This is a genomic window from Pseudomonas crudilactis (assembly GCF_013433315.1).
GTDB lineage: Bacteria > Pseudomonadota > Gammaproteobacteria > Pseudomonadales > Pseudomonadaceae > Aquipseudomonas > Aquipseudomonas crudilactis.
In genome coordinates this window covers 291,852-315,376 of sequence record NZ_WXVV01000001.1, presented here as the reverse complement: position 1 = coordinate 315,376, position 23,525 = coordinate 291,852, and the positions used below count along the sequence as shown (strand labels likewise).

General features: G+C 56.6%; 17 protein-coding genes. 1 reads left to right on the top strand and 16 read right to left on the bottom strand.

Going from position 1 to position 23,525, the window contains the following annotated elements:
* Nucleotides 1-15: 15 nt before the first annotated feature.
* On the bottom strand, nt 16-873 hold the full coding sequence (locus tag GTU76_RS01280) for a DUF4123 domain-containing protein (RefSeq protein ID WP_175554419.1): 858 nt from the start codon (nt 871-873) through the stop codon (nt 16-18).
* Nucleotides 864-2,912 (bottom strand): type VI secretion system Vgr family protein, encoded by a 2,049-nt coding sequence (locus GTU76_RS01275; RefSeq protein ID WP_180697893.1) that lies wholly within the window; start codon nt 2,910-2,912, stop codon nt 864-866. Before GTU76_RS01275 ends, GTU76_RS01280 begins: the two co-directional genes overlap by 10 nt.
* 374 nt (nt 2,913-3,286) lie before the next feature.
* Here GTU76_RS01275 and GTU76_RS01270 point away from each other — a divergent pair, with 374 nt between their 5' ends.
* Nucleotides 3,287-4,588, top strand: a complete 1,302-nt coding sequence (locus tag GTU76_RS01270) for an OprD family porin (RefSeq protein WP_180697892.1) — start codon at nt 3,287-3,289, stop codon at nt 4,586-4,588.
* 143 nt (nt 4,589-4,731) lie between these two features.
* Here GTU76_RS01270 and GTU76_RS01265 read toward each other — a convergent pair whose 3' ends face one another.
* The 14 genes from GTU76_RS01265 to GTU76_RS01200 form a co-directional block, all read right to left on the bottom strand.
* Nucleotides 4,732-5,352, bottom strand: a complete 621-nt coding sequence (locus tag GTU76_RS01265; protein ID WP_095120893.1) for a transglycosylase SLT domain-containing protein — start codon at nt 5,350-5,352, stop codon at nt 4,732-4,734.
* A 45-nt stretch (nt 5,353-5,397) separates the two neighbouring features.
* Nucleotides 5,398-6,336, bottom strand: a complete 939-nt coding sequence (locus tag GTU76_RS01260; RefSeq protein ID WP_016985025.1) for a carbohydrate kinase family protein — start codon at nt 6,334-6,336, stop codon at nt 5,398-5,400.
* 13 nt (nt 6,337-6,349) lie between these two features.
* Nucleotides 6,350-7,846: a xylulokinase gene (gene xylB, locus GTU76_RS01255; protein WP_180697891.1), complete on the bottom strand. Its 1,497-nt coding sequence runs from the start codon at nt 7,844-7,846 to the stop codon at nt 6,350-6,352.
* Nucleotides 7,847-8,136: 290 nt separating this feature from the next.
* On the bottom strand, nt 8,137-9,609 hold the full coding sequence (locus tag GTU76_RS01250) for a mannitol dehydrogenase family protein (protein ID WP_180697890.1): 1,473 nt from the start codon (nt 9,607-9,609) through the stop codon (nt 8,137-8,139).
* Between the two features lie 15 nt (nt 9,610-9,624).
* On the bottom strand, nt 9,625-10,728 hold the full coding sequence (locus GTU76_RS01245) for an ABC transporter ATP-binding protein (RefSeq protein WP_016987314.1): 1,104 nt from the start codon (nt 10,726-10,728) through the stop codon (nt 9,625-9,627).
* Nucleotides 10,729-10,893: 165 nt separating this feature from the next.
* On the bottom strand, nt 10,894-11,724 hold the full coding sequence (locus GTU76_RS01240) for a carbohydrate ABC transporter permease (protein ID WP_034154211.1): 831 nt from the start codon (nt 11,722-11,724) through the stop codon (nt 10,894-10,896).
* Nucleotides 11,725-11,732: 8 nt separating this feature from the next.
* Nucleotides 11,733-12,659: a carbohydrate ABC transporter permease gene (locus GTU76_RS01235; protein ID WP_180697889.1), complete on the bottom strand. Its 927-nt coding sequence runs from the start codon at nt 12,657-12,659 to the stop codon at nt 11,733-11,735.
* 61 nt (nt 12,660-12,720) lie between these two features.
* Nucleotides 12,721-14,031: an ABC transporter substrate-binding protein gene (locus tag GTU76_RS01230; RefSeq protein ID WP_180697888.1), complete on the bottom strand. Its 1,311-nt coding sequence runs from the start codon at nt 14,029-14,031 to the stop codon at nt 12,721-12,723.
* 343 nt (nt 14,032-14,374) lie between these two features.
* On the bottom strand, nt 14,375-15,280 hold the full coding sequence (locus tag GTU76_RS01225) for an AraC family transcriptional regulator (protein ID WP_180697887.1): 906 nt from the start codon (nt 15,278-15,280) through the stop codon (nt 14,375-14,377).
* 114 nt (nt 15,281-15,394) lie between these two features.
* Nucleotides 15,395-16,267 carry a phosphatidylinositol-specific phospholipase C domain-containing protein gene (locus GTU76_RS01220; RefSeq protein WP_180697886.1) on the bottom strand — a complete coding sequence of 291 codons (873 nt, stop codon included), beginning with the start codon at nt 16,265-16,267 and terminating at the stop codon, nt 15,395-15,397.
* A gap of 186 nt (nt 16,268-16,453) precedes the next feature.
* Nucleotides 16,454-17,398 (bottom strand): phosphatidylinositol-specific phospholipase C domain-containing protein, encoded by a 945-nt coding sequence (locus tag GTU76_RS01215; RefSeq protein WP_180697885.1) that lies wholly within the window; start codon nt 17,396-17,398, stop codon nt 16,454-16,456.
* A gap of 131 nt (nt 17,399-17,529) precedes the next feature.
* Nucleotides 17,530-18,828: a glycosyltransferase gene (locus GTU76_RS01210; RefSeq protein WP_180697884.1), complete on the bottom strand. Its 1,299-nt coding sequence runs from the start codon at nt 18,826-18,828 to the stop codon at nt 17,530-17,532.
* Nucleotides 18,829-18,938: 110 nt separating this feature from the next.
* Nucleotides 18,939-22,781: a hypothetical protein gene (locus tag GTU76_RS01205; protein WP_246375985.1), complete on the bottom strand. Its 3,843-nt coding sequence runs from the start codon at nt 22,779-22,781 to the stop codon at nt 18,939-18,941.
* A gap of 179 nt (nt 22,782-22,960) precedes the next feature.
* The gene (locus GTU76_RS01200; RefSeq protein WP_016987306.1) at nt 22,961-23,320 is read right to left on the bottom strand and encodes a response regulator; all 360 of its coding nucleotides are present in this window, start codon (nt 23,318-23,320) and stop codon (nt 22,961-22,963) included.
* Between the last annotated feature and the right edge of the window lie 205 nt (nt 23,321-23,525).

Here is a 23,525-nt window from a genome sequence, read left to right as displayed (position 1 = left end):
TGTTGTCGCGTCGCCCTAACGTTGGGCGACGGCGGCTGATTCCAGGAGCCGATCTACTTTGATAAACGACTCGTCCTTAGATTGCAGGATCGCCATGATCTCAGGCTGTGTCTCAAATAGCGGACCGTTCACGGCGTGGCCAAGCTTGAGCAGGTGATCACCGTCATAAATATTGCTTTTGAGCAGCAGGTCGAGGTTGTCAGCGATGTCGTTCAAGCGCTCATCATCTGGCTCTTCAAACGCTGCGTATTCCTCATCCACCCAATAAACCCATCCCAGACGCGCTTGAACTTGCGCGGCAGCCTCAGGAAGATTGAATGCCGCTTTGTCACCAAGCCACGTCGATTCTTCGCTGGCTTTCCAGGCCAACCATGGACCCCGCTGCTGACCGAAATGGATCGGCGCAGGGCAGTAGACAGCGCTCCAGCAGCCCAGCAACTGGTCGAAGGTTTTCCCAGCTGTATAAGTCAGCGCTGCCCACAGACTCGGTTTGTGAAAACTCAACAAGCTCTGCCCACCTGAACCGTCATTGGCTCGGAGCAACCAGCGCGCATGAGCCAATGCTTGTTCAGGATCAGGTGTTGAGATCGCAATTCCCGAAAAGCGTTCCTCACAAAGTTTTGCCGCTACGTTTGCCACTTTGCTGCCCTTGGGGGCCACTAGCCACAGGGGGCCATCAGGAATCTCTGCGAAGTCAGTGCTGAAAAACAGCCCTTGAGAAACCACCGGTTCGCCTACTCGGTAGAGTTGACTCAAGGCTTGCGGCTGAAGCCCCTGGTCAATGATGAAGCAGAGCGACTCGCTCGCAGCCGGCAGGTCAGTAAAGTTGTAGCGAGGCTCTGCCAGCAGAGCGCTCAGCGCTTTTACATGCATGTGCAATCCTTACGGCTGCAAGCGCCGTTACTCTGTTTTCCGCACAACGGTGTGATGCCTGATTCATTCAGGCGGGCGGGGAGTGGTGCTTTACCAGCCTTATCCGCATCCGCTACCTTCATCGGTCCCGGCAACAGCGGTGCCGCAGGCGTCCCGACCCCAGGCGAGCCGCCGGTATTGATCTTCACCTCGGCCCCGCTGATGGTCACGCCACCCGCGTCGACCTTAACGAAACTCCCACCAGCCTTGGCCGTGAGTTCCATTGCGCCTTCGACCACCACTTTCTGGCCGGCGTAGTAATGGATTTCTGACCCGGCCTCAACAAACTGCGCCGTGCCCACCTTCAGGTGCTGCGTCACACCGACGGTCAGGTGATCATCCGCACGCATTTCGCTAATCCGATCCAGATGCGTAATCCGGTGTTCCTCAACCTTGAACTCACTCAGCGTATTGGCTTCAACGGTGTCATGTCGTTCGTTGCCGACGCGGATCTTCTGATCGTGCTCAATGTTCTCGTCCCAATCGCGTTGGGCGTGGATGTAGATCTGCTCGACGCCTTTCTTGTCTTCGATGCGGAATTCGTTGTAGCCCTTGCCGCCCGGTGAACTCAGGGTCTTGAAGGTGCTGCGGGTCTTGTTGGCCGGCAGGTCGTAGGGGGCGACGTTTTCCTTGTGGTACAGGCAACCGGTCACCAGCGGCTGGTCGGGATCGCCTTCGAGGAAGGTGACGAGGACTTCCATGCCGATGCGCGGGATGGCGATGCCGCCGTACGCTGCGCCGGCCCAGCCGCTGGCGACGCGCATCCAGCAGGTGGTTTTGTCGTTGGACTGACCGTCGCGGTCCCAGTGGAACTGGACTTTGATGCGGCCGTACTGGTCGCAGTGGATTTCTTCACCCGCCGGGCCGGTGACGACGGCGGTCTGGCTGCCGAGGACTTTTGGTTTCGGGTGTTCGAGGGCAGGGCGGTAGTGCGCGTCCCATGGGGTGGCGAGGAAGCTGTTGCGGTAGCCCTGGTGGAAATCGCTTTTGTTGTCGGTGACGTCGCTGGTGACGTTTTCGCCGAGTACTTGCGGTTGTTTGCCTTCGTGGAAGACTTCCAGCAGCAGCCACAGATCGTTCCACTCGGCGCGCGGGTGTTCGGCGAGCGTGAGGAAATGGCCGCTGGTGAGGGTTGGTTCGTCACCTTTGCCTTCGGCGAGTTTGTAGTCGCTGCGATGGCGTTCGAGGGCGCGGGTGGAGAGGAACTTGCCGCGCTCGCGGGTGGTGAAGCGGCCGGGGTAGTCGTAGTCCTCGAGGTCCGGGGCGAACTCGGTTTTCACCGCGCCTTCGGGGAGGATCTTTGGTTTTTCGAAGTCGTAATCGCGGCGGCTGACGCGGGTGGTGCGGGTTTCCAGGCGCAGGTTGAAGCGTTTGATCACCGGTTTGTCGGCGGCCATGCCGGAGTCTTGCTGGTAGCTCACCGGTTTCAGCTTGCGGAACACGGTCTGGTCGTCGCCGAATACCAGTTTGTGGCCGCTGCTGCTGTGCTGGAAGTGGAAGTGAATGCCTTCTTCTTCGCACAGGCGCTGGATGAAATGCAGGTCGGATTCGTCGTACTGCACGCAGTATTCGCGCTGCGGGTACTCGGCACCGAGCTGGAAACTGTAGGCGTCGGCGAGGATGCCGCGATCTTCCAGCACCTGAGCGATGATCTTCGGCACGGTCAGTTGCTGGAAAATCTGCTGATCGTGGTTGTGCCGCAGGTAGGCCAGTTGTGGCACCAGGCTGAGGCTGTAACGGGTCAGGGTCTTGCCGGAGTCGCCTTGCTCGATGCGATAAACCAGACCGTGGATCTTGCCTTCCCCGGTCGGGCCGAAAGTCAGGACGCCGGGCTTGTGCAGCAGCTCTTCGAGTTTGAGGTCAGGGCGGGCGCTGACGAGTTCAAGGTCGAAACGGAACGGTTCGTTGAGGGCTTCGCGACCGGTGAAGCTGAGGACTTGCAGGTCGGCGTTGGCGCCTTCAAGCGTGAGGGTGATGTGGGTTGCGTTGGCGTCCAGCATGCCTTGAATTCCGTCCGTTGAATAAGCAGGTGACGGATGATGGAGGATTAAGCGGCCTCGTTCAAGGCACAAAAGCCGTAGGTCTGGCAGGTTTGCGGTATAGGGAAAACCCTTAGGTGAGGTGTTTCGCCCAATGAAACCGGGCGGTTTGTGCGAATCGGTGCTCACTGCCGGCAACTTTTCCCACGACCCTGAGTAGAAGAATCGTCAGTCAGATTCAGACTAAAGTCGCCTGTAGCACGTCAAAGCCATCTGCCATCATTGCCGTTCACCCCTGCGTGTTCACTTTCTCCTGGTTCAATCTGACCCGGGACGGGAGCTATTTTTCTGGCTTGTTGCGCGCTTGCGCAAACGCTGCATTGTTGGAGTTTTTCATGCGTCCCCCATTTCCCCTCATCACCCCGCGCCAGTCGTTTGGCTTCGGAGCCTTTGTGTTGTGCGCAGGTTTTACCGCACAGGTTCAGGCCAGCGGATTCTTTGAAGACACCACGGCGAAAATCGAATCGCGCACGGTGTACTTCAACCGCGATTTCCGTGATGGGCACACCACGAACGATCAGGGCGCGTCCAAGCGTGAAGAGTCGGCACAGGGCTTTATTCTCAACCTGCAATCGGGCTACACCGACGGTACCGTGGGTTTCGGTATCGATGCGCTGGGCATGCTCGGCTTTCAACTCGATTCCAGTCCGGACCGCAGCAACAGCGGCTTGTTGCCCTCCAGCGGCAACGACCCGCGCGGCTCGAAAGGGCAATACGCAAAAATGGGTCTGACCGCCAAGGTCAAGGTTTCGGGCACGGTGCTGAAGTACGGCGCGCTGCTGCCGGATCTGCCGTTGCTGAAATACAACGACGGTCGTTTGCTGCCGACCATGTTCAACGGCGCCATGCTCACCTCTAAAGAGGTGAAAGACCTGACCTTCATGGCCGCGCGCCTGGACAAGTACACCGCGCGGGATTCCACCGATTCGCAAGACATCCGCGTGCACTGCAAGAACAAGCGCTACGCCTGCAACACCACCGCCGATCATTTCGACATGTACGGCTTCGACTACAAGATCAACGATCGCCTGACCGCGCAGTATCACTACGCTGAACTGGAAGACATTTATCGTCAGCACTTTGTCGGGCTGTTGGGTAATCAACCGTTAGCTGGCGGTGTGCTTAAAGCGGATCTGCGCGTGCTGAAAAGTGCCGACAGCGGTGATGCCAAGGCCGGTTCCATTGATAACCGGGCGTTGAGCGGCATGTTGTCGTATGCGCATAGCGGTCACACGTTCAGCGCCGGTTGGCAGCGCATGAACGGCGACAACTCGATGCCGTACCTCGATGGCAGCAACCCGTATCTGGTCAACTATGTGCAGGTCAACGACTTTGCCGCCGCGCAGGAACGTTCGTGGCAACTGCGTTATGACTATGACTTCAAGGCCATTGGCATTAATGGTTTGAGTTTCCTGACGCGCTATGTGAACGGTGACCACATCAAGGTTTTGGGCAGTGATCAGGAAGGCAAGGAGTGGGAACGCGACAGCGAGTTGAAGTATGTGATTCAGACGGGCACGTTCAAGGATGTGAGTGTGCGTTTGAGGAATGCTACGTATCGCACCAATTATGAGAAGTTTGCCCGGGATGTGGATGAGACACGGTTGATTGTGAGTTATAGCTTTTCGGTGTTGTAGGTCTTGGATGTGTAGTGCTTGATCGGACGCTATCGCGAGCAGGCTCACTCCTACAGGGGATCTTCAGTGGACGCGGGTTTTGTGTCCGACGACGATCAAATGTAGGAGTGAGCCTGCTCGCGATGGGGTCCTTGAAATTGCTGCTACAACCAATGCCAGAACCGGCTCCAGAACCCTCGGTTCAAATCCTCTTTGCACCCGGCATATTGCCGCGCATAAACATCCGAACGATTCTGCACTTTGCGCGCCGTCGGCATCAGCCAGGCTTTGCTCGCGTAAGTCTTGTTGCGGAAGCCGCCCCAGCCTTCGTGGTAGTTGAGGTATTGGTTGTAGGCGTCGTACTTGTACACGCCGTTGATCGAATAGGTCTTGTCCATGTACCAGCCGACAAAGTCGATGGCGTCGTCGAAGTCTTCGCGATCGGCCCAGTTGCGGCCGGTGCTTTTCTGGTAATCGGCCCAGACTTCATCTTTGGCTTGCGCATAACCTGAGGCAGTCGAGACGCGACCCCATGGGATCACCCACAGCAGGTATTTGCGCGGAGTCTTCGCGTCGTAGCGGTAGCCGGATTCCTGATACATGATCGCGAAGGGCACTTGAATCGGCACGCCCCAGCGTTTTTGCGTGACTTGCGCAGCGTCGTACCAGTCGCTTTTCTCGCGGAAGATTTCGCAGATGTCTTCCGGCGAACGGGGCGGCGAGGTGCCGCACCCGCTCAGTAGCGTTGCCAGTGTCAGTAGTCCAAGCGTCTGCCTGTAATTCAAAAGCCGTTATCCCGTCGTGCGCAAAAAGGCCGACAGTCTACGCGCTCAGCTCAATTGGTGACGATAGGGCAGATCCGGACCGGTCTTGCTGCAGGTCAGGGCGGCGGCTTGGACGGCGAACCTGAGCATGGCGTCGATCTGCTCGCGAGCGAGTTGCTGAACGCCTTCAACCGAATCCAGACCGTGCTCGGTCAGCCAGGTGATCAACGCAGCCTGGAAGGTGTCGCCGGCGCCAACGGTGTCGGCAATCTTTATCGAGGCTGCCGGGACTGACCATGTGCCGTGTTGGCGGCTGAACACAGTAGCGCCATCGCCGCCACGGGTGAGGAAGACGATCTGGCAGCGATGTTCGAGCCAGCCTTCGATCACGCGTTGCGGGTCTTGTTCGGGGTAGAGCAGGCTCAGGTCTTCGTCGCTGACCTTGATCAGATCGGCCAGTGGTACCAGCGTGGCGATGCGCTCACGCCACAGGTCGATGTTCGGCTCGGGATTGAGGCGTACGTTCGGGTCGAGGGTGATCAGGCGTTTGCCGCTTTCACGCTGCACCAGTGCGAGCAGGGTGTCGCCGATCGGCTGCACCACCAGCGAGAACGAGCCAATGTGCAGGCCGCGCACCTCAGGACCCAGCGCCGGCAGATGCGCAAGGCTCAGTTGCCGATCGGCACAGCCTTCACCGCGAAAGCTGTAGTGCGGCGAGCCATTGGCACCGACGGCGACCATGGCCAGCGTGGTCGGTGCGGCGAAATCTACCAGGTAGTCCGGGCGCACACCTTCGTCCTGCAGCACTCGCTGCAAGCGGCGGCCGAGGTAGTCGGTGGACAGCCCGCCAAACAAGGCCGAGTCCACGCCCAGACGGCGCAAACCCACGGCGACGTTGAACGGCGAGCCGCCGGCAATCGCCTTGAAGTTCACTTTCGAAGCCAGACCGCTGGCGTCGTCTTCACTGAAAAAATCAAACAGGGCTTCGCCACACACCAAATACATAATTGTTTGCTCTTTATAGGGTTGCGACATGCTGTTGATAGCGTTCATAGGCCTGCTGGAACGCCGCGACGTTGGCGGCAATCGGCAGGGTTTCACTGCTTGAATCGAGTTTCACGCAGCGCTGGCACAGATCGGCGAGGGTGTCTTCGTGGCCGTTCGACCAGGATTTGCACCACGCCGCTTGAATCGCTGCGCCGAGGGCGGCAGCTTCGCTTTGTTCGGTGCAGATCACCGGGGTGTTCATGATGTCGGCGACGATCTGCCGCCACACCGCGCTTTTCGATCCGCCGCCGATCAGGCAAATGCTGCGGCTTTGTAAACCATTGTGGCGGAGCAAATCCAGCCCGTAGCGCAAACCGAAGGTGGTGCCTTCGACGGCGGCGCGGCACAGATTGGCCTGGGTCAGGTTATCCAGGGTCAAGCCGTGCAGACTGCCGGTGGCATGGGGCAGGGCGGGGACGCGTTCGCCGTTGAGAAACGGCAGCATGCTCACGCCGTCGGCGCCGATGGGAGCCTCGGCGACGAGGTCGTTGAACTGCTGCAGATCGAGGTTGAACAACTCGCGAATCGCGCCGGTGGCGTTGGTCAGGTTCATGGTGCAGATCAGTGGCAACCATCCGCCGCTGGAAGAGCAGAAGGTCGCGACCGAGGCGTCCGGGCTGACTTTCGGCACCTCGGAATAGGCGTACACCGTGCCAGAGGAACCGAGGCTCATGGTGATCGCACCGGGCTGAATATTGCCGGTGCCGATGGCGCCCATCATGTTGTCGCCGCCACCGCTAGATACCAGCGCGTCGGGATTGATGCCGAGGTGTTCGGCGATGGCCGGGAGAATGGTGCCGACGCTTTGATGCGCATCGATCAGCTCAGGCAATGCGGCTTGCAGGCGCCCGCTGGCGTCGATGTCGCGCAGCAGTTGCAAGTCCCATTGGCGGGTGCGCACGTTGAAATAGCCGGTGCCGGAGGCGTCGCCGTATTCGCTGCAGGCGCGGCCGGTGAGCCAGAAGTTCAGGTAGTCGTGGGGCAGCAGAATGCGTGCGATGCGCGAAAAGACCACGGGGTGCTGCTCTTTGGTCCAGAGCAGTTTCGACACGGTGTAGCCAGGTGCGATAACCACGCCGAGGCGTTCCAGCGAGCCTTTTTCACCGCCCAGATGAGTGAGTAGGCGGTCGTTCTCGGCGCTGGTTTCGGTGTCGCACCAGAGCTTGGCCGGGCGCAGGACTTCACCTTGATCATCGAGCAGGACCAGACCATGTTGCTGGCCGGAGACGCCGATGCCGAGGATCGACTGGCCATCGACATTCGCCGCGAGCAATGCGCGGCTAGTGGCGAGGGTGAAGGCTTCCAGCCATTGCTGGGTGTCTTGCTCGCGACGGCCGTTGGCGCCGCTGATCATCGTGTGTGCGGCGGCCCCCTGGCCGAGAACCTGACCGCTGGCGGCGTCGAGGATGATGGCTTTGGTGCCTTGAGTGCCGCAGTCGATGCCTAGGAACAGTTGTTGTGTTGTCATGTTTGAACCACTCGGGTGTGGTGAAGATCAAGAGCTTACCCCCTCACCCCAGCCCTCTCCCCCAAGGGGGCGAGGGGGAAGGGAGCTGATCGGGGGGCTGTTCAAAAGCTGAGTTCGACTCCGGTTCTCTCAAACCGGGGCTGTTCAAAACCTGAGTTCAACTCCGGTTCTCTAAATCAGGGGCTGTTCAAAACCTGAGTTCGACTCCGGATTTTCAGGTCGATGTAACTTGCACAAACCACTCGGTCAGTTCCCTCTCCCTCCGGGAGAGGGCTAGGGTGAGGGGCTTTTCAATCCAGAATCCGCTGCAAAGTCCGCGTCACACCATCCTCGCGCAAGCTGTTACAGCACCACTCAAACGCCGCGACAAACTCCGCCGACCGCGGTATCGCCGTGCCGAAAATCTCCTCAACCGCCAACAACCGCTGCGTGATTAAAGCATCATCCGCCACCAACGCCTGAAAAAACGCCGCGCGTGGATCAGGAATCGAATAGGTATCACCATTCTCATCCACACCCTTCAAGTACAACGCCCAGGCCGCCACCACCAACGCCGCACGCTTAGTCTCCTGCCCATCAGCAATCAAGCGGTTGATGGTAGGAATGGTGAACTTGGGAAACTTCGACGAACCGTCCGAACACACCCGCTCCAACTGATCGGCAATCGCCTGATTGGAGAAGCGCGCCACCAGCGTATTTTTGTAATCGGTCAGATCAATACCCGGCACCGGCGCCAGTTGTGGGGTCACGTCGAGATCCATATAGGCGCGCATGTAACGCACGAACAGCGGATCGTTCATGGTTTCGTGCACAAACCGGTAGCCCTTCAAAAAGCCCAGATAGGTCAGCGCCAGATGGCTGCCGTTGAGCAGTTTGATCTTCATCTCTTCATAGGGGGAGACATCGTCGGTGAACTGCACGCCAACCTTTTCCCAGGCCGGGCGACCGTTGACGAATTTGTCCTCCAGCACCCACTGCACGAACGGCTCGCAGACCACTGGCCAGGCATCGTCGACGCCGTGTTTGTCCGCCAGTTGCAAGCGATGCGCAGTGCTGGTCATCGGCGTGATGCGGTCGACCATGGCGTTGGGGAAACTGACGTTGGCGTCGATCCAGCTACACAGATTGCTATCGCGCAGTGTGGCAAACGCCAGCAGGGCCTTGCGCGTCACGGCGCCGTTGTGCGGCAGGTTATCGCAGGACATCACGGTAAACGCCGGGGTACCTGCCGCCCGGCGTTTTTCCAAGGCTGCACACAAGAAACCAAACACGGTTTTCGGCTTTTCCGGGTGGGCCAGATCATGCTGAATCTGCGGCAAGTGCGCCATGAATTCGCCGTTGCTGTCGTCGATGCAATAACCACCCTCGGTGATGGTCAGCGAGACGATGCGGATTTGCGGATCGGCGAGTTTGTCGATCAACGCCTGAGCGCCGTCCTCGGCCAGCAGCATGTCGCGAATCGCGCCAATCACGCGGACTTCGGTGTCGTCGCTGTCGCCGAGTTCGAACAGGGTGAACAGGTAATCCTGTTCCTTGAGATCGTCACGGGCGCGGCGGTCTTCGGCACGCAAGCCGACACCGCAAATCGCCCAGTCCAGTGCTTCACCGGTATTCATCAGGGCATCGGTGTAATACGCCTGATGCGCGCGATGAAAGCCGCCGACGCCGATGTGCGCAATGCCTTGGCGCGTGTCGCTAAGGTTGTAGCCCGGCAGTTGCACTTCGGCGGCCAGACGATGGAGATTCTGTTGGTTGAGTTTCATCGGGAGTTCTCGAAATCAGGCCGCTGCGCGCAGCGGACGGGTCAACGCCAAACCTTCGGCATCGAATAAATGGCAGTGCGCCGGGTCGAGGTGCAGGCTCAGTTGTTCGCCGTAGCGGCTGGCCAGATCACCGCGCACGCGCATGGTCAGGGCTTCGCCGGCGTTGGTGGTGACGTGGCAGAAGGTGTCGCTGCCCAGGCGTTCGCTGACGTCGGCGGTGACTTGCAGCGTGCAGTCGCCCGCTTGCGCCAGCTCCAGATGTTCCGGGCGAATGCCGAGGGTCACGGCGCTGCCGACACTCAGATTGGCGGCGTTGAACGGCAGGGTGATGCGCGTACCGGCGTCTAGCGAGACCTCGCAGCTCAGGCCGTCGACACGGGCGATCTTGCCTTTGAGGAAGCCCATTTTCGGCGTGCCGAGGAACCCGGCGACGAAGAGGTTCGCCGGGTTGTGATAGAGGTCCAGTGGCGAGCCGACCTGTTCGATCTTACCGCCATTGAGCACCACGACTTTGTCGGCCATGGTCATCGCTTCAACCTGATCGTGGGTCACGTAGATCATCGTCGCTTGCAGATCCTTGTGCAGACGCAGCAGCTCAAGGCGCATCTGCACGCGCAGCGCGGCGTCGAGGTTGGAGAGGGGTTCGTCGAAGAGGAAGATTTTCGGATTGCGCACGATGGCACGGCCAATCGCAACGCGCTGACGCTGGCCACCGGAGAGCTGTTTTGGCTTGCGCTCGAGCATCGGCCCGAGTTCGAGAATCCGCGCGGCTTCGCCGACTTTCTTCTCGACTTCGGCTTTTGGCACGCCGGCCAGATCGAGGGCGAAGGACATGTTCTTTTTCACGGTCATGTGCGGGTACAGCGCGTAGGTCTGGAACACCATCGCCAGATCGCGCTTGGCCGGGCTGACTTCGGTGATGTCGCGGCCATCCAGTTCGATGGTGCCGTCGCTGACTTCTTCCAGACCGGCGATCAGGCGCAACAGGGTGGATTTGCCGCAGCCCGACGGGCCGACGAAGACCACGAATTCCTTGTCGTTCACTTCAAGGTCGATGCCTTTGATGATGGAGAAACCTTCGAAGCCTTTTTGCAAATTCTTGATTTTCAGGTTGGCCATGATGATGGGCCTCCGCAATTTATTATTGGGTTAAACCAGATCGGCTTTTCTGTGGGAGCGAGCCTGCTCGCGAAGGGGCCGTGTCAGTCGACATCAGGGTTGAATGACACTCCGCTTTCGCGAGCAGGCTCGCTCCCACAGGGGATAGGGTTGGATTCGGGATCTTCATTTCACGGCGCCGAACGAGAGGCCGCGCACCAGTTGCTTCTGGCTGATCCAGCCGAAGATCAGAATCGGCGCACACGCCAGGGTCGACACCGCCGACAACTTGGCCCAGAACAAGCCTTCGGGGCTCGAATAAGAGGCGATCAGCGCGGTCAGTGGCGCGGCTTTCGACGAGGTCAGGTTCAGCGACCAGAATGCCTCGTTCCAGCACAGAATCAGCGACAGCAGTACGGTCGAGGCGAGGCCGCCCTTGGCGATCGGCAGCAGCACGCGGACCATTTCCTGCCACAGCGTGGCGCCGTCGAGACGGGCGGCTTCGAGGATGTCTTTGGGGATGTCCTTGAAGTAGGTGTAAACCATCCAGACCACGATCGGCAGGTTGATCAGCGTGTAGATCACGATCAGTGCGATGCGCGTGTCGAGCAGGCCGAAGCTCTTCGCCAACAGGTAGATCGGCATCAGCACGCCCACCGGCGGCAGCATTTTGGTCGAGAGCATCCATAGCAACGTGCCTTTGGTGCGCTGGGTTTCGTAGAACGCCATCGAGTAGGCCGCCGGCACAGCGATCAACAGGCACAGGGCCGTGGCGCTGAAGGAAATCACCACCGAGTTCCAGGCGAAGCTGAAGTAGTCGCTGCGCTCGTTGATGTGCAGGTAGTTCTCCAGCGTCGGCGTGAAGATGAACTGCGGCGGCGTGGCGAACGCGTCGATTTCGGTTTTGAAACTGGTCATCACCATCCAGAAGATCGGGAAGAAAATCACGATCGCGATGGCCCAGGCCAGGGTGCCGAGCAGCAGGCTTTGCAGCCGGCGGGATTGTTGGAGAGTCATGGCAGGCCTCAGGCTTTGTCAGTCAGGTTTTTGCCGATCATCCGCACCAGAATGATCGCGGCGATGTTGGCGATGACCACGGCAATCAAGCCGCCGGCCGAGGCCATGCCGACGTCGAACTGCACCAGCGCCTGGTTGTAGATGAGATAAGCGAGGTTGGTTGAGGCGTAGCCGGGGCCGCCGTTGGTGGTGGTGAAAATCTCGGCGAACACCGACAGCAGGAAGATCGTTTCGATCATTACCACCACGGCAATTGGTCGCGCCAGATGCGGCAGGGTCAGGTGCCAGAAGATCGCGATCGGTCCCGCACCGTCGAGGCGCGCGGCTTCTTTCTGTTCCTGGTCGAGGGACTGCATCGCGGTCATCAGGATCAGGATGGCGAAGGGCAGCCACTGCCACGAAACAATGATGATGATCGACAGCAGCGGGTAGTGCGCGAGCCAGTCCACCGGTTGCGCGCCGAACAGCTTCCAGACGTAAGCGAGGATCCCCGAGACCGGGTGGAAAATCAGGTTCTTCCAGATCAGCGCACCGACCGTGGGCATGATGAAGAACGGCGAAATCAGCATGACCCGGACGACGCCGCGACCGAGAAATTCACTGGCCTCCAGCAATGCGCTGATCAACACGCCCAACACCACACTGATCAGCAACACGCTACCGACCAGCAGCAGTGTATTGGTGGCGCCGGGCATGAAGCCCGAGTCGGTGAGGAAATAGGTGAAGTTCTCCAGCCCGACGAACTCGTTTTCACCGGGGTAGAGCAGGTTGTAGCGGATCATCGAAAAGTAAATGGTCATGCCCAGCGGCACGATCATCCACAGCAGCAACAGGGCCACCGAAGGGCTGACCAGAAACCAGCCGGGATTGCGTACGCGGACCTTGCGCGCAGGCTGCGACAGGTCGATGTGGGCTTTGGCAGTTGAAGTATTCATGGTGATCACAACCGAGTCATACAGACCTATGGAGATCTAATGTAGGAGTGAGCTGTGCGGGTTACTTGGGATAACCGGCGCGCTTCATCTCGCGTTCAGTGGTTTGCTGCGCAGCAGCCAAAGCTTGATCCACCGTGGTCTGGCCGATCAGCGCCGCCGAGAACAGCTTGCCCACTTGCGTACCCACGGCCTGGAATTCGGGAATGGTCACCAGTTGAATGCCGATGTACGGCACCGGTTTCATCGTCGGTTTGCTCGGGTCAGCCGTTTTCAACGATTCCAGCGTGACCTTGGCGAAAGGCGCCGCGCTCATGTAGGCGTCGCTGTAAGTTGAGGCGCGAGTCCCCGGCGGTACGTTGGCGATGCCGTCAGTCTTCGCCACTAGCTCGCCGTACTCTTTGGAGGTCGCCCAGGCGCTGAACTCTTTCGCTGCGTCTTTGGCTTTGGAACTGGTCGGAATCGCCAGCGCCCACGAGTACAGCCAGGCCGAACCTTTATCAGTGACCTGATGCGGGGCAAAAGTGAAGCCGACGTGATCGGCGACCTTGCTTTGGGTCTTGTCGGTAACGAACGAACCGGCAACGCTGGCATCGACCCACATCGCGCATTTGCCACTGTTGAACAGCGCAAGGTTCTCGTTGAAACCGTTGCTGGAGGCGCCCGGCGGCCCGGATTTCTTCATGGTGTCGACGTAGAAGTTCAGCGCGTTTTTCCACTCGGGGCCGCTGAACTCCGGTTTCCACTGCTCATCGAACCAGCGCGCGCCATAGGCGTTGGCGACCGTAGTAATCAGCGCCATGTTCTCGCCCCAACCGGCCTTGCCGCGCAGGCAGATGCCGTACTGCTCTTTGTCTTTGTGGGTGAGTTTTTCGGCGAAGCCGGCGATCTGTTCCCAGGTCGGACGCTCGGGCATGGTCAGGCCGGCATCCTTGAACAGGTCGGTGCGGTAATAAGTGATCGAGCTTTCCGCGTAGAACGGCAGGGCGTACAGCGAACCCTTGACCGACAGGCCTTCACGCACCGACGGGAACACATCGTCGAGGGCGTAACTGGCTGGCAGATCCTTCATCGGTTCGAGCCAACCCTTTGCGCCCCACAGTGCCGCTTCGTACATGCCGATGGTCAACACGTCGAACTGACCGCCCTGGGTGGCGATGTCGGTGGTCAGGCGTTGGCGCAGAACGTTTTCTTCCAGCACCACCCAATTGAGCTTGATGTCCGGATGCTCGGCCTCGAAGGTTTTCGAGAGTTTTTGCATGCGGATCATGTCGCTGTTGTTGACGGTGGCGATGGTCAGGGTCTGGGCGCCAAGGCTGACGCTGCTGAGGGTCATGCAGGTGAGGGCAAGCAGAGCTTTTGCAGTGGGTTGCATCGTGCACTCCTTTTCTGCACCCGGTGGGAGGCAGAAGGACAGTTATTGTTTTTGTGTCTTCCTGTGCAGGAAGAATGTGCACTGATTACAGCGTTCAATCGCAGGGCTGACAAATCATCCCTAGCACTTTTATCGATACTTTTTTGCACTGGGCTTTGACGTGGTGAATGCAGAGAAGGGCGTTTCAGCGCCGAGGTGCTATCGAATGCGTACAGGTTTCTGATGTCGACACAGCCCCTTGTAGGAGTGAGCCTGCTCGCGATAGCGGAATGTCAGCCAACATTTCTGCAAGCTGTCACACCGCTATCGCGAGCAGGCTCACTCCTACAGTGGAATTGCGTTGTCAGTGGTGGTTCTGTTCGGTCAGGCGCTGCACCGCGAGCCGTCGATAATGCGACGGCGTCATCCCCTTGAGCTGCTGAAAGCGCCGATTGAAGTTGGAAATGTTGTTGAAGCCGGATTCGAAACACACATCGGTCACCGGTTTATCGCCGTCAGCCAGCAGTTCACAGGATTTGCTGATGCGCAGGCGATTGACGAACTCGATGAAGTTGCGCCCAGTGGCCTGTTTGAACACTCGGCTGAAATAAGTGGGTGTCATACCCAGATGTTCCGCGACTTCCTCCAGTGAAATATCCCGGGCGTAGTGCGCAAAGATGTAGTCCACGGCGCGGTTGGTGCGGTCGATATTGTGTTCATCGGCCAGTTGCGTGTTAGTGGCGCCCGAGAGCAATTGATAGTCGTCACTCGCAGCGAGCAATTCCATCAGGATAAAGAAGTGGCCGAGGCGGGTAATGCCTCTGGAATCGGCAATGCGCTGCATCAACGTCATGGCCTGGCGAATCGTGTGCTTGCAGCGGAATTCGATGCCGTACTGCGCACGCTCCAGCAGCGGTGCAAGGGATTTGAGTTCGGCGAAAACCTGATGGCCGTCTTCGAACAGTTCATCGGTGAAGTTGACCAGCATGTCGCGCTTTTCAACCACTTCGTCTTCAGCTACCTGGCTGATCCAGTTGTGCGGCAGATTGGGCCCGGTAAGAAACAGGGTTGCGGGATAGAAGTTGCCGATGTAGTCGCCGATGAACACCTTTCCGGCGCTGGCGACGATCAGATGCAGCTCGTATTCCTTGTGGAAATGCCAACGCACCAGCGGGCAGGGGAAGCCGTGCTGGCGATAGATGATGGACAACCCGTTATGGTCATCCATCAATTCGTATGAAGGGTCGGTCACGCGGGCGGTTCGGGTCATGGCAGGCAGCTTTTTTTGTTATCGCCCGCCGATCATGCCTCGTTTGCCGTGGCGCGCGCCAGTTCGTTGCGAAAGGATTCCATGAGCTGACTCAATCAGACTGCACGCGCAGCGTTACTGCGCCTTCTCGTTAGCTTTCTCAAGATTGGCCAGACAGCAATAAAACACAATTTTCGAGTCTTTAATAAAATCGAAATTGATGATGTTGCACAGCTTCGCCCAGCCTGTCCTGTCCGGGGAGAACCAGGTGTCCAGATCATCAAGGATTCGCTTTGGGCCGCCGGGAAACGTAAAACACGTAGCAGAGAGCGACCAGAGGTTTTTCCTGCTCCTGGGCTCGGCCATTACCTTTGTAATGAATTGGTGCAGGTCAGTGGTGCTGACAAGGCTTTGGCCGATCCATTTGTGGTTGATTGGTGAGTAAAACCGATTGTCGTTTGCGTTCCATGGCATCGACGCTGTAACCAGGACTCTTTGCAGAGCGCTTGATTGTTTGAGCTGGCCAAGTGAGCGGTACACGTTATGGGTGGGAATCATCCGTTCGCCAAGATGTTCCAGCATCAAATCCCTGAACTTGATGAAGTTGAACTCACTGTCACCTTTTTTCAGTTCATGAAAGTCGAGGATGATGAATTCATCCGGCCTTTCCGAGAGGAATCTGTTGACATCGCGAACAAGATCTTCAAGGGTTCGCGAAGTAAGATACCCGTTGTGCTGAAAACGGAACTGACTGAAACCTTTGGCGTTGTCGTGATACTCGAGTCGAACATCCAGTGCTCGGGCGCCGAGGTTGAGTTGCGTGTAGAAAGAATCATCCTGGCAGGCGATGAAGTTTTTGCCTGGAAGCAATGCGTACGAGGCTTTCCAGTCACAGCCCGAATTATGCGTTCCAGGCAGTGTCAGTTCAAAAAGGGACAAGTTGTCAAGTTGCGGGATGGCAGACATCCATTGATTGGGTGGAATGTTTTCGAGTTTGGTGTCAAGCATTTCATTATCCTGCGTAAAGTTATAGAAGTTGTGCGCGCAGGATGTTTATAGTGTCTGGGACTTGATTGGCCAATGCTTTGTTTAATGCAATACGTGTATCGGTGGATGCGGGCGTGCGCTAGGTAATGCCGCCAAGTGATTTTTGTTTGTTACTTGGCGAACATGATTCGCTTGGTTTACTGTTTGTCAGCTGTTTGAATGGCGGAGGATATAGGAAGAATACCCTCGGGTTTTTTCAAAGGCCTTCTTGATATTCGCCTGATAGCAGAAATAAACGAGTTTTGAGTTTTTTATGAAATCGAAGTTGATAATGCTGCATTTTTCTGCCCAGTCACTGTTGTCTGGATCGAACCACGTGTCGAGCTGATCAAGCATTCTGACAGGCCCGCCAGCGTCATAGATGGCTGCCGACAGCGACCAGGGTGCCGACTTCTCAGGAGGCTCAGCCAACACTCTGGCAATGAACGCCTGCAGGCGCGTGTGTTGGGGTTGAGCTATTTGCTCCAGGGTATCTCCGACAACTTTCAGAAAGTCACTGCCGGCCCATTGATGGGTTATTTGCGCACCGAAGACGGTTCGGTCCAGGTGGCGGTTGGCAGGTCCGGTGACCAGCACACGCTGAAGTCGGCTGACGTCCTTTAATTGACCAAGTGTCAGGTGTCTGTTGCCGGTGGGGATGATGTGCTCACCCAGTTGCACCTTCATTACCTCATTGAAGTATTTGAAATCGAAGGGTTCAGCGCCGTGTTCGATTTTGTGAAAGTCCAAAATGATGAACTCATTAAAACTTCTCTCGAGAAACGCTTTAATGTCACGAATAAGGTCGGCCAGCGTGCGCGAAGACCAGGTCTTGTCGTGTACAAACCGGAACTTTTCAAGCCCGTTCGCATGGGGGTTGTAAACCAGGCGCACATCAAGCGCCCGGGCACCGCGGTTGAGCTGACTGTAAAAGGATATGTCTTGGCAGGCGAACCAGTTACGCGTAAATACATTGGAATAGTCGGCTTCCAGGTCGCAACCGGCGTTATGGGTGCCTGGCAATGTCAGCTCATTGAGTGAAAGTGTGTCGATTTCCGGGGCTGCATTCATCCACTCGTAAAGAGGCAGTATTTGTCTGTTGAATTGCGTCATGTTATCCATCCGGCACAAGTGAGTAATGAAAGTCATTATTGATGCGAGAGCGGATGGTTATAGCGCTTGATGTTTGTTTGGCCAATATCGGTAGTTATGCAGTGTGTGTCGTCACGACCGGTTACTGGTCGTCACGTTGGCGACGTATTGCGGTTTTTTGCTTCAATCCATTGCGCCATATATTGAGTACTTTTGTGCGCATGATGCCGCAACATGCTGCCGATAAAGTTATTGGCTCTGAGTGTCGGCAAGTTCAGTTGGCAATCACGCAGCTTTTCGATCAGCGCCTGACCATGCACTGCCCGTTGGTAGCGCTCGCCGAGCAAGGTGTTTGCCGCCAATTGGCTCGCCTGCCACTGCGTTTCATCCTGATAGAGGCAAACGGCCTGGTTGGCCAACTCGGTCGCCGAAAGCGCGACGGCACCGGGCCACGGCTGACCGGCATGCATGCCCTCCGCTCCAATGGGGGTGGTGACACTCGGTGTGCCGCACAGCATGGCGTCAACCAGTTTGCCCTTTATACCGGCGCCGAAGCGCAGCGGGGCCAGGCAAACCCGTGCGGCGGACATGACCTGCAACGCGTCTTCGGCCCAGTTCAGCACGTGAAAACCCTGCGCAGCGTTATGCAACGCCGTGGCCTTGGGCGGTGTGTACGCGCCATAGATGTGCAACTGCGCTTGCGGCAATTGCTGACGTATAAGTGGCCAGACGATGGATTTCATCCAGAGCACCGCATCCCAGTTGGGCGCGTGCCGGAAGTTGCCGATGCTTACAAAGTGCGCTCGATCGGTGAAGGCCGCAGGGGGGGCACCTGGCAGGTCAATCATCAGTGGGCACCAATGCAGCAATTGACGTGGCAAGCCGAATTGTTCGACCAGCAACTCGATTTCAACTTCGGAGATCATCAGGTTCAGATCGCAGCGGTACAACGCCGCGATTTCCCGTTTGGCCAGATCAGTATCGGCCATCAACTCAAACTCTTCGCGCAATGCCGGCGCAAACAGATCGCTGAAGTCGTCCTGATCGCTGTTGGCTTTCAGGCGGTCCTTGAGCCGCTGATGGCGGGCATGTCGCAGGCTTTGCAGGTCGGAGGTTTCCAGCACACGCAGGGCCTCGGGGCAGTGCTTTTCAACCCGCCAGCCGAACTGCTCCTCCATCATGAACTGGTCGAACAGCACAATATCTGGCGCCAGTTCACTGATGAATACGTCGAAACTGCTGTTGTTGAGTTCAATGGATACTTCGCGAATACCCAGCGCAGAGAGGTCTGCCTTATGTTCGCCGGGGCCGGCGGGACTGCTGAAGGTGATGTCCCAACCCTGTTGCAAAAACGTTTCGAGGATCTGCATGACGTGGCCACTGGCGGCGGACGAGCGCGGTTCGGGCCAGACATATCCGATGACCAGGACTTTGGTAACGGGCTGAGTCATTAGCGGTGATCCTATGCAGCAAAGCGTGGGCGAAAAAAGGGCGCAATTAAACCACAGTGGTGGTTGCCTGCGCCCTCTGTCAGTGCTGCGGCCCGGAAAATCTGCGGGTTTTAAAAGTTTGGTTTGGCCAGATTGAGCAGGATCGGCCCGGAAAGAAATTCGCCGGGAGCTGTGTTATTGATCGAGTTGGTGATGGTGGATAGGTTGAACATAAATGTTGCATGGTTGGTTTTATGTTGGTCGATCAACGAAACCGCCAATGAATAAGATTCGGCGTTTAACAACGCAGGGTACTCTTGTACGATTTTTGGTCGGCTCGAAATCGTCGCTTTAAACTCCTCATAACCCTTTAAAACACCTAAGCGGAAATGGGGGTTACTGAGATTTTGAGGATGGGCCTTGTGCGCGTCTCTGGCAAATTCCAGTAACCCGACCGCGTTGTATTCTGCCGGGATGGCACCTTGTATTATTTCACCGTAATACAAATCAAGCGTATCCGGCGCACCATGGGACATCTCATGCACTAGGATATCGCCGACCCTGGCGTCATCGAATTTCGCCACCGTGTAATATTCATCCATGTTGTCAGGATAAATGGACAGGAATGTTCTTGTGTTGATGTCCAGCTTCTCGCCTGAGCGTACGGCCGCTTGCCAACGTTTATAGGCTTGAGGTTGTAACGCAGCGATTGCGTCGGAACCAGGTGGCCGAAAGACCATGTTATGCAAACCTACCGAATCGAGGTCCTTGCGCATGGCGCGCAAGTTCCTGGTTATTTGTTCAATGGCCTCACTCGAATCAATGCCGAAGACATGCTTGATGACGGATCTGAGATCATCGTTCTGACCATCCAAGAGTAACTGGATCGTGTTGTCGATTTTACTCTTGGCGTGGGGAATGGCTTTTTTCAAAAATCCACGGGTGTAGCTGAACGGTTTTGCTCGCTTGAAAGGGTTTGGAACGTTGAATTTGTTGACCAGTTTCAGGTTTCTTAACTCGGGGCCCCATGGTTCGCCCAAACGGTTCAACGCGTACCATTCATCACTGTGGCGTATGCCCCAAACCTGAAACACGTCTGCAAATTCTTGCGCAGTTTGTCGGATGCCCAGGCGGATAGTGTCTGGATCGACAGCCTTCGAAAGTGCGTGATAGGGCGTCTTTCCCGACCATTTGCGCGCATCGTAAATGGCGCTTTCGAGGGCAGCCACACTGCTGTGCCAACCTTTGCGCAAAAGTTTGGCACCATTCACAAGCAAATCGGCTGCTCCATCCAGCGGATTGATCAAGTTGTTGACGAGGCCAACGCCTGTCGAAGCTATCTTGCTGGCCTTGGTGGCGATACTCATGCTCGTGGCGGCCAGGCTGGCAATCTTTGCGATGGCTCCGACCACTAACAGAACGGTCATCGCGGCTTCCAGGGTGCACGCCTTGGCTCCGTCCAATTGTCGCTCGATGTCGTCTGAACCGAGATCTTCGATGCATGACTTGAAGGGCACGACAAAGTTGAGAAACGTGTCCAGGTCCTTGTCCCGTTTTGCACGCAATGCTTCAAGCCGGGTCTGGCCCCAGCACTCTTTAACCAACTCATCGTAAGTCCCGACTGGTCTGTGCTTGAGTACGAAGTTCACCAGACGGTCGAACTCTGTCGAGTAGAAGCTCTGGTAGTACCCATTTATTGGCGACAGTGGCGCGACGGCTGACAACTCGGCAACTTTGTCGATCACCCCCGAACTGACGTCCACGAGACCGGGCGTTACACCATGGGTATAACACTCGATGTTCATCGGCAGTTGATGAATTTTCGCAGGCGCAGAGTAATTCGTCTCATTGCTGCGAGCGGGAGCGCTCAACAGGTTTTCCCTTTGCACAAGCTTGGCCAGCTCGGTGTTTTCGCGACAGACGCCGTGCAGCGTGAATAATTCGTAACAGGTCACCCGGCCTTCGAACTCGCAGCAGACCACTACGCCGTAGCGACCCTTTGCTTCATCTATTTCTTTATGACTTTCCGTCGGTTTGCGCTCAGTCGTTTTCAGAATGGCGTCAAGGGTCGTCGCGATAGGATTGGCCGAGATACCGGTAATCGATTGGAGTCTGGCGACCGAGGGCCTGACGGTGAACATCGTCACCTTGCCCTTGAGCAATCGAATCCGGTCGAGCAATGGCATTGACGTAAATGCTTGCTTCAAATGCATATTCATCGCTTGCGCATACGCCAGATAGGCCCGATTGAACTGACGGTAGAACTCATCGTCGGGAGAAACCAGATTACGGCGCATGTTGGGGAACGCTGTATAGATGCTTTCCCCTTTTTTCAAATCCCAATTGCCGGTCGCCAGGTCGTTGGACATATGCAACTCGACAGGTGACATTTTTAGCGAAATGTAAGCGTCTTCCAGCGGTCGATTGCGCGTTTGCTGAAGGACGTCGCTTTCAAGATAAGTGCAACCCTTGGCGACCTGCTTGAGGATATCCAGTGCGACGCTTTTGCGGGTTGGCAGTTGACGCGTCAGTGTTTCAGCGTTTTCGGCAAGCGTCCTCGCATGTCGGGCGTAGGCGTCCGTGGCGACTTTCAGTGAGTCAGTGACTGATTTTTCGACGTCATCAGGCGTGACGATTTTGTTGAGCACTGCCCAATCAATCACAGGATCCACGGCTGCCAAAGCGTCGAGCATCTTGCGTGATTCGGTCACTGGTTCCAGTGTCGAAAGTTGCTGCAATTGCGCGTAAGTCATGGATCGAGTCGAGCCTGGCGCTATGATTTCTTGCACCGCTACGATTCGGCAAAATTCCACGCATTGCGGCGTTCCCACTAGCAGGGTGGCAGGTAGACCTTTGACCAGAAATTCCGGCGCAGGCTCCGCCAGCAGCAAGTGAGCGGCCAATGCTGCATTCTTTTTACTCACCCTGTGGTGCTCGATCAGGTGATTCTCGAAATCGGTTTGAATCTCGGCGAAGGACTTTTCCATATGCTTGGCAGCATACAAATCGAAACCGGCAACATGATTTCGCGGTACATCTTCTCCGACTTGAGGATGAAGATTGAGCAGCAGCGAAGTCAGGACAATCTGCTTGCGCGACGTTTCCGATTGCGGTTGGTTGTCGCGCGCGCCGTACCAGTCAAGATCCCGTACGTAAGCGTCGGCCCAGTCAGCAGCGATGGGGCTGGAAACAAGTGCCTTGATAATGTCCTCAGCCTCGGCACGTGTGAAGGGCGCAGTTCGTCCGCCAAAAATGCTCTCCGACAAATGCTCCAGTAACGATTGATCCTTGATGTAACTGATGATGAGTTTGCGGAACTCACTGCGCTCAGTTGCAGTAAGCGTCGCCGAGTTGCCTTCTCCAGTCTTTATCATTTCCCAATAGTTGCTCAACTCTGGGCTTGCAGGAGGGGCGGCTTGCATGAATGCCAGTAACCGGTAAACGTCGGCGGCATGACGAGGGGCCAAGTAACCGTGGAAAGCCAGCCATTGTGCTAAATCAACTTCGTCTGTGGTGGAAATTTTGCCACCGGTCAAATGGGCCATTTCAACCAGTGTCTGCAGATCGTCTTTCAGATCGGGGGAAAGTTTGAAGGCGTCTGCAAAACTCGCGATAGCACCGGAGTGTTTTGCATTTATTTCGCCTTCAGCGGTTACTTCAAAGTCTGAGTGCTCGGAAAGTCTTAGCTTGCCCAGCAGTCGTTTGAAGGAATCTTGTTCGGACATCCGTTGCAATAGCTGCCTGCCGGGAAGCAGGGCGTCTTCAAGTGACGATCCCGACTCCACAGAAAATTTTGCGCCTTCCAGTGAAATTCTTTGCGCAGGAGCAAGATGTGCTGAGCGCTGCTTGAGTTTATATATCACTTCCTCTCGTTCGCGGTTATCGCTTGCAACGTGTTCACGGTGGCGGTTAGAAGAAGGGGCAGGGCGGGATAAGTAACGTTGATTCAGGGCGTTTGAAAGTTTTAGGGTCATAATAAATTCGTTTATTTTGGTTTGTATGTTTGAGTGATCCTCTTTTGTTGGGCTGCGCTTATCAAGAAGCATTATGTGAGTGTGTTTTTCAACAGCTCGCCAGCTTGTATTTTATTCGCGAAAATATGAGACCGGACTGCCCCTTGAAGTTGTTTGAAAGGGGCGGTCCGTTGAGTTGTTTATTGAGTAATGCTTTTTACTTTGTCGCGCAATTGATCGATCGAAAAGGGTTTGCCGATGACCTGCATACCTTCGGGCACTTCAATACTTTCAGCGTAACCACTGGCAAACAGGATTGGCAGGGCGGGGCGCACGAGGCGTGCCTCAGTCGCCAACTCACGACCATCCATACCCGGCAAACCTACATCGGTCATCATCAAATCAATGTTCTGGTTCTCGTCATTGAGAAACTCCAGCGCCTGTTCGCTGCCGTCAGCCTCCAGCACCTTGTACTCCAACTCCTCCAGCACATCGACGATCAGCATGCGCACAATGGCATCGTCTTCTACTACAAGGATGATGGACGCTGGGGTGGACATAATAGAGGCTCTCAAAGATAGAAATTCAGGGGTATCGGCCGGTCGAATCTGCCGGGCTTATGCATGAGTAAGTGGCGCATGGCCATAAGTTCCCGGTTTGATACAAAAAACATTCGCTGCAAATGGCCAGGCAAGGATAACTGTTGGCGTGTCTCTAGACGCGAGCAAATGTAGGAATTTGCTGCCAAAGCTGTGAGAAAAATGG

Bases quoted from the DNA above. Each gene is read 5' to 3' on its own strand.
- GTU76_RS01260 (WP_016985025.1), bottom strand. From the start codon at position 6,336: ATGTATTTGGTGTGTGGCGAAGCCCTGTTTGATTTTTTCAGTGAAGAC.
- GTU76_RS01215 (WP_180697885.1), bottom strand. From the start codon at position 17,398: ATGACGCAATTCAACAGACAAATACTGCCTCTTTACGAGTGGATGAAT.
- GTU76_RS01230 (WP_180697888.1), bottom strand. From the start codon at position 14,031: ATGCAACCCACTGCAAAAGCTCTGCTTGCCCTCACCTGCATGACCCTC.
- GTU76_RS01220 (WP_180697886.1), bottom strand. From the start codon at position 16,267: ATGCTTGACACCAAACTCGAAAACATTCCACCCAATCAATGGATGTCT.
- GTU76_RS01235 (WP_180697889.1), bottom strand. From the start codon at position 12,659: ATGAATACTTCAACTGCCAAAGCCCACATCGACCTGTCGCAGCCTGCG.
- GTU76_RS01245 (WP_016987314.1), bottom strand. From the start codon at position 10,728: ATGGCCAACCTGAAAATCAAGAATTTGCAAAAAGGCTTCGAAGGTTTC.
- GTU76_RS01250 (WP_180697890.1), bottom strand. From the start codon at position 9,609: ATGAAACTCAACCAACAGAATCTCCATCGTCTGGCCGCCGAAGTGCAA.
- xylB (WP_180697891.1), bottom strand. From the start codon at position 7,846: ATGACAACACAACAACTGTTCCTAGGCATCGACTGCGGCACTCAAGGC.
- GTU76_RS01240 (WP_034154211.1), bottom strand. From the start codon at position 11,724: ATGACTCTCCAACAATCCCGCCGGCTGCAAAGCCTGCTGCTCGGCACC.
- GTU76_RS01225 (WP_180697887.1), bottom strand. From the start codon at position 15,280: ATGACCCGAACCGCCCGCGTGACCGACCCTTCATACGAATTGATGGAT.
- GTU76_RS01270 (WP_180697892.1), top strand. From the start codon at position 3,287: ATGCGTCCCCCATTTCCCCTCATCACCCCGCGCCAGTCGTTTGGCTTC.
- GTU76_RS01275 (WP_180697893.1), bottom strand. From the start codon at position 2,912: ATGCTGGACGCCAACGCAACCCACATCACCCTCACGCTTGAAGGCGCC.
- GTU76_RS01200 (WP_016987306.1), bottom strand. From the start codon at position 23,320: ATGTCCACCCCAGCGTCCATCATCCTTGTAGTAGAAGACGATGCCATT.
- GTU76_RS01280 (WP_175554419.1), bottom strand. From the start codon at position 873: ATGCATGTAAAAGCGCTGAGCGCTCTGCTGGCAGAGCCTCGCTACAAC.
- GTU76_RS01205 (WP_246375985.1), bottom strand. From the start codon at position 22,781: ATGACCCTAAAACTTTCAAACGCCCTGAATCAACGTTACTTATCCCGC.
- GTU76_RS01210 (WP_180697884.1), bottom strand. From the start codon at position 18,828: ATGACTCAGCCCGTTACCAAAGTCCTGGTCATCGGATATGTCTGGCCC.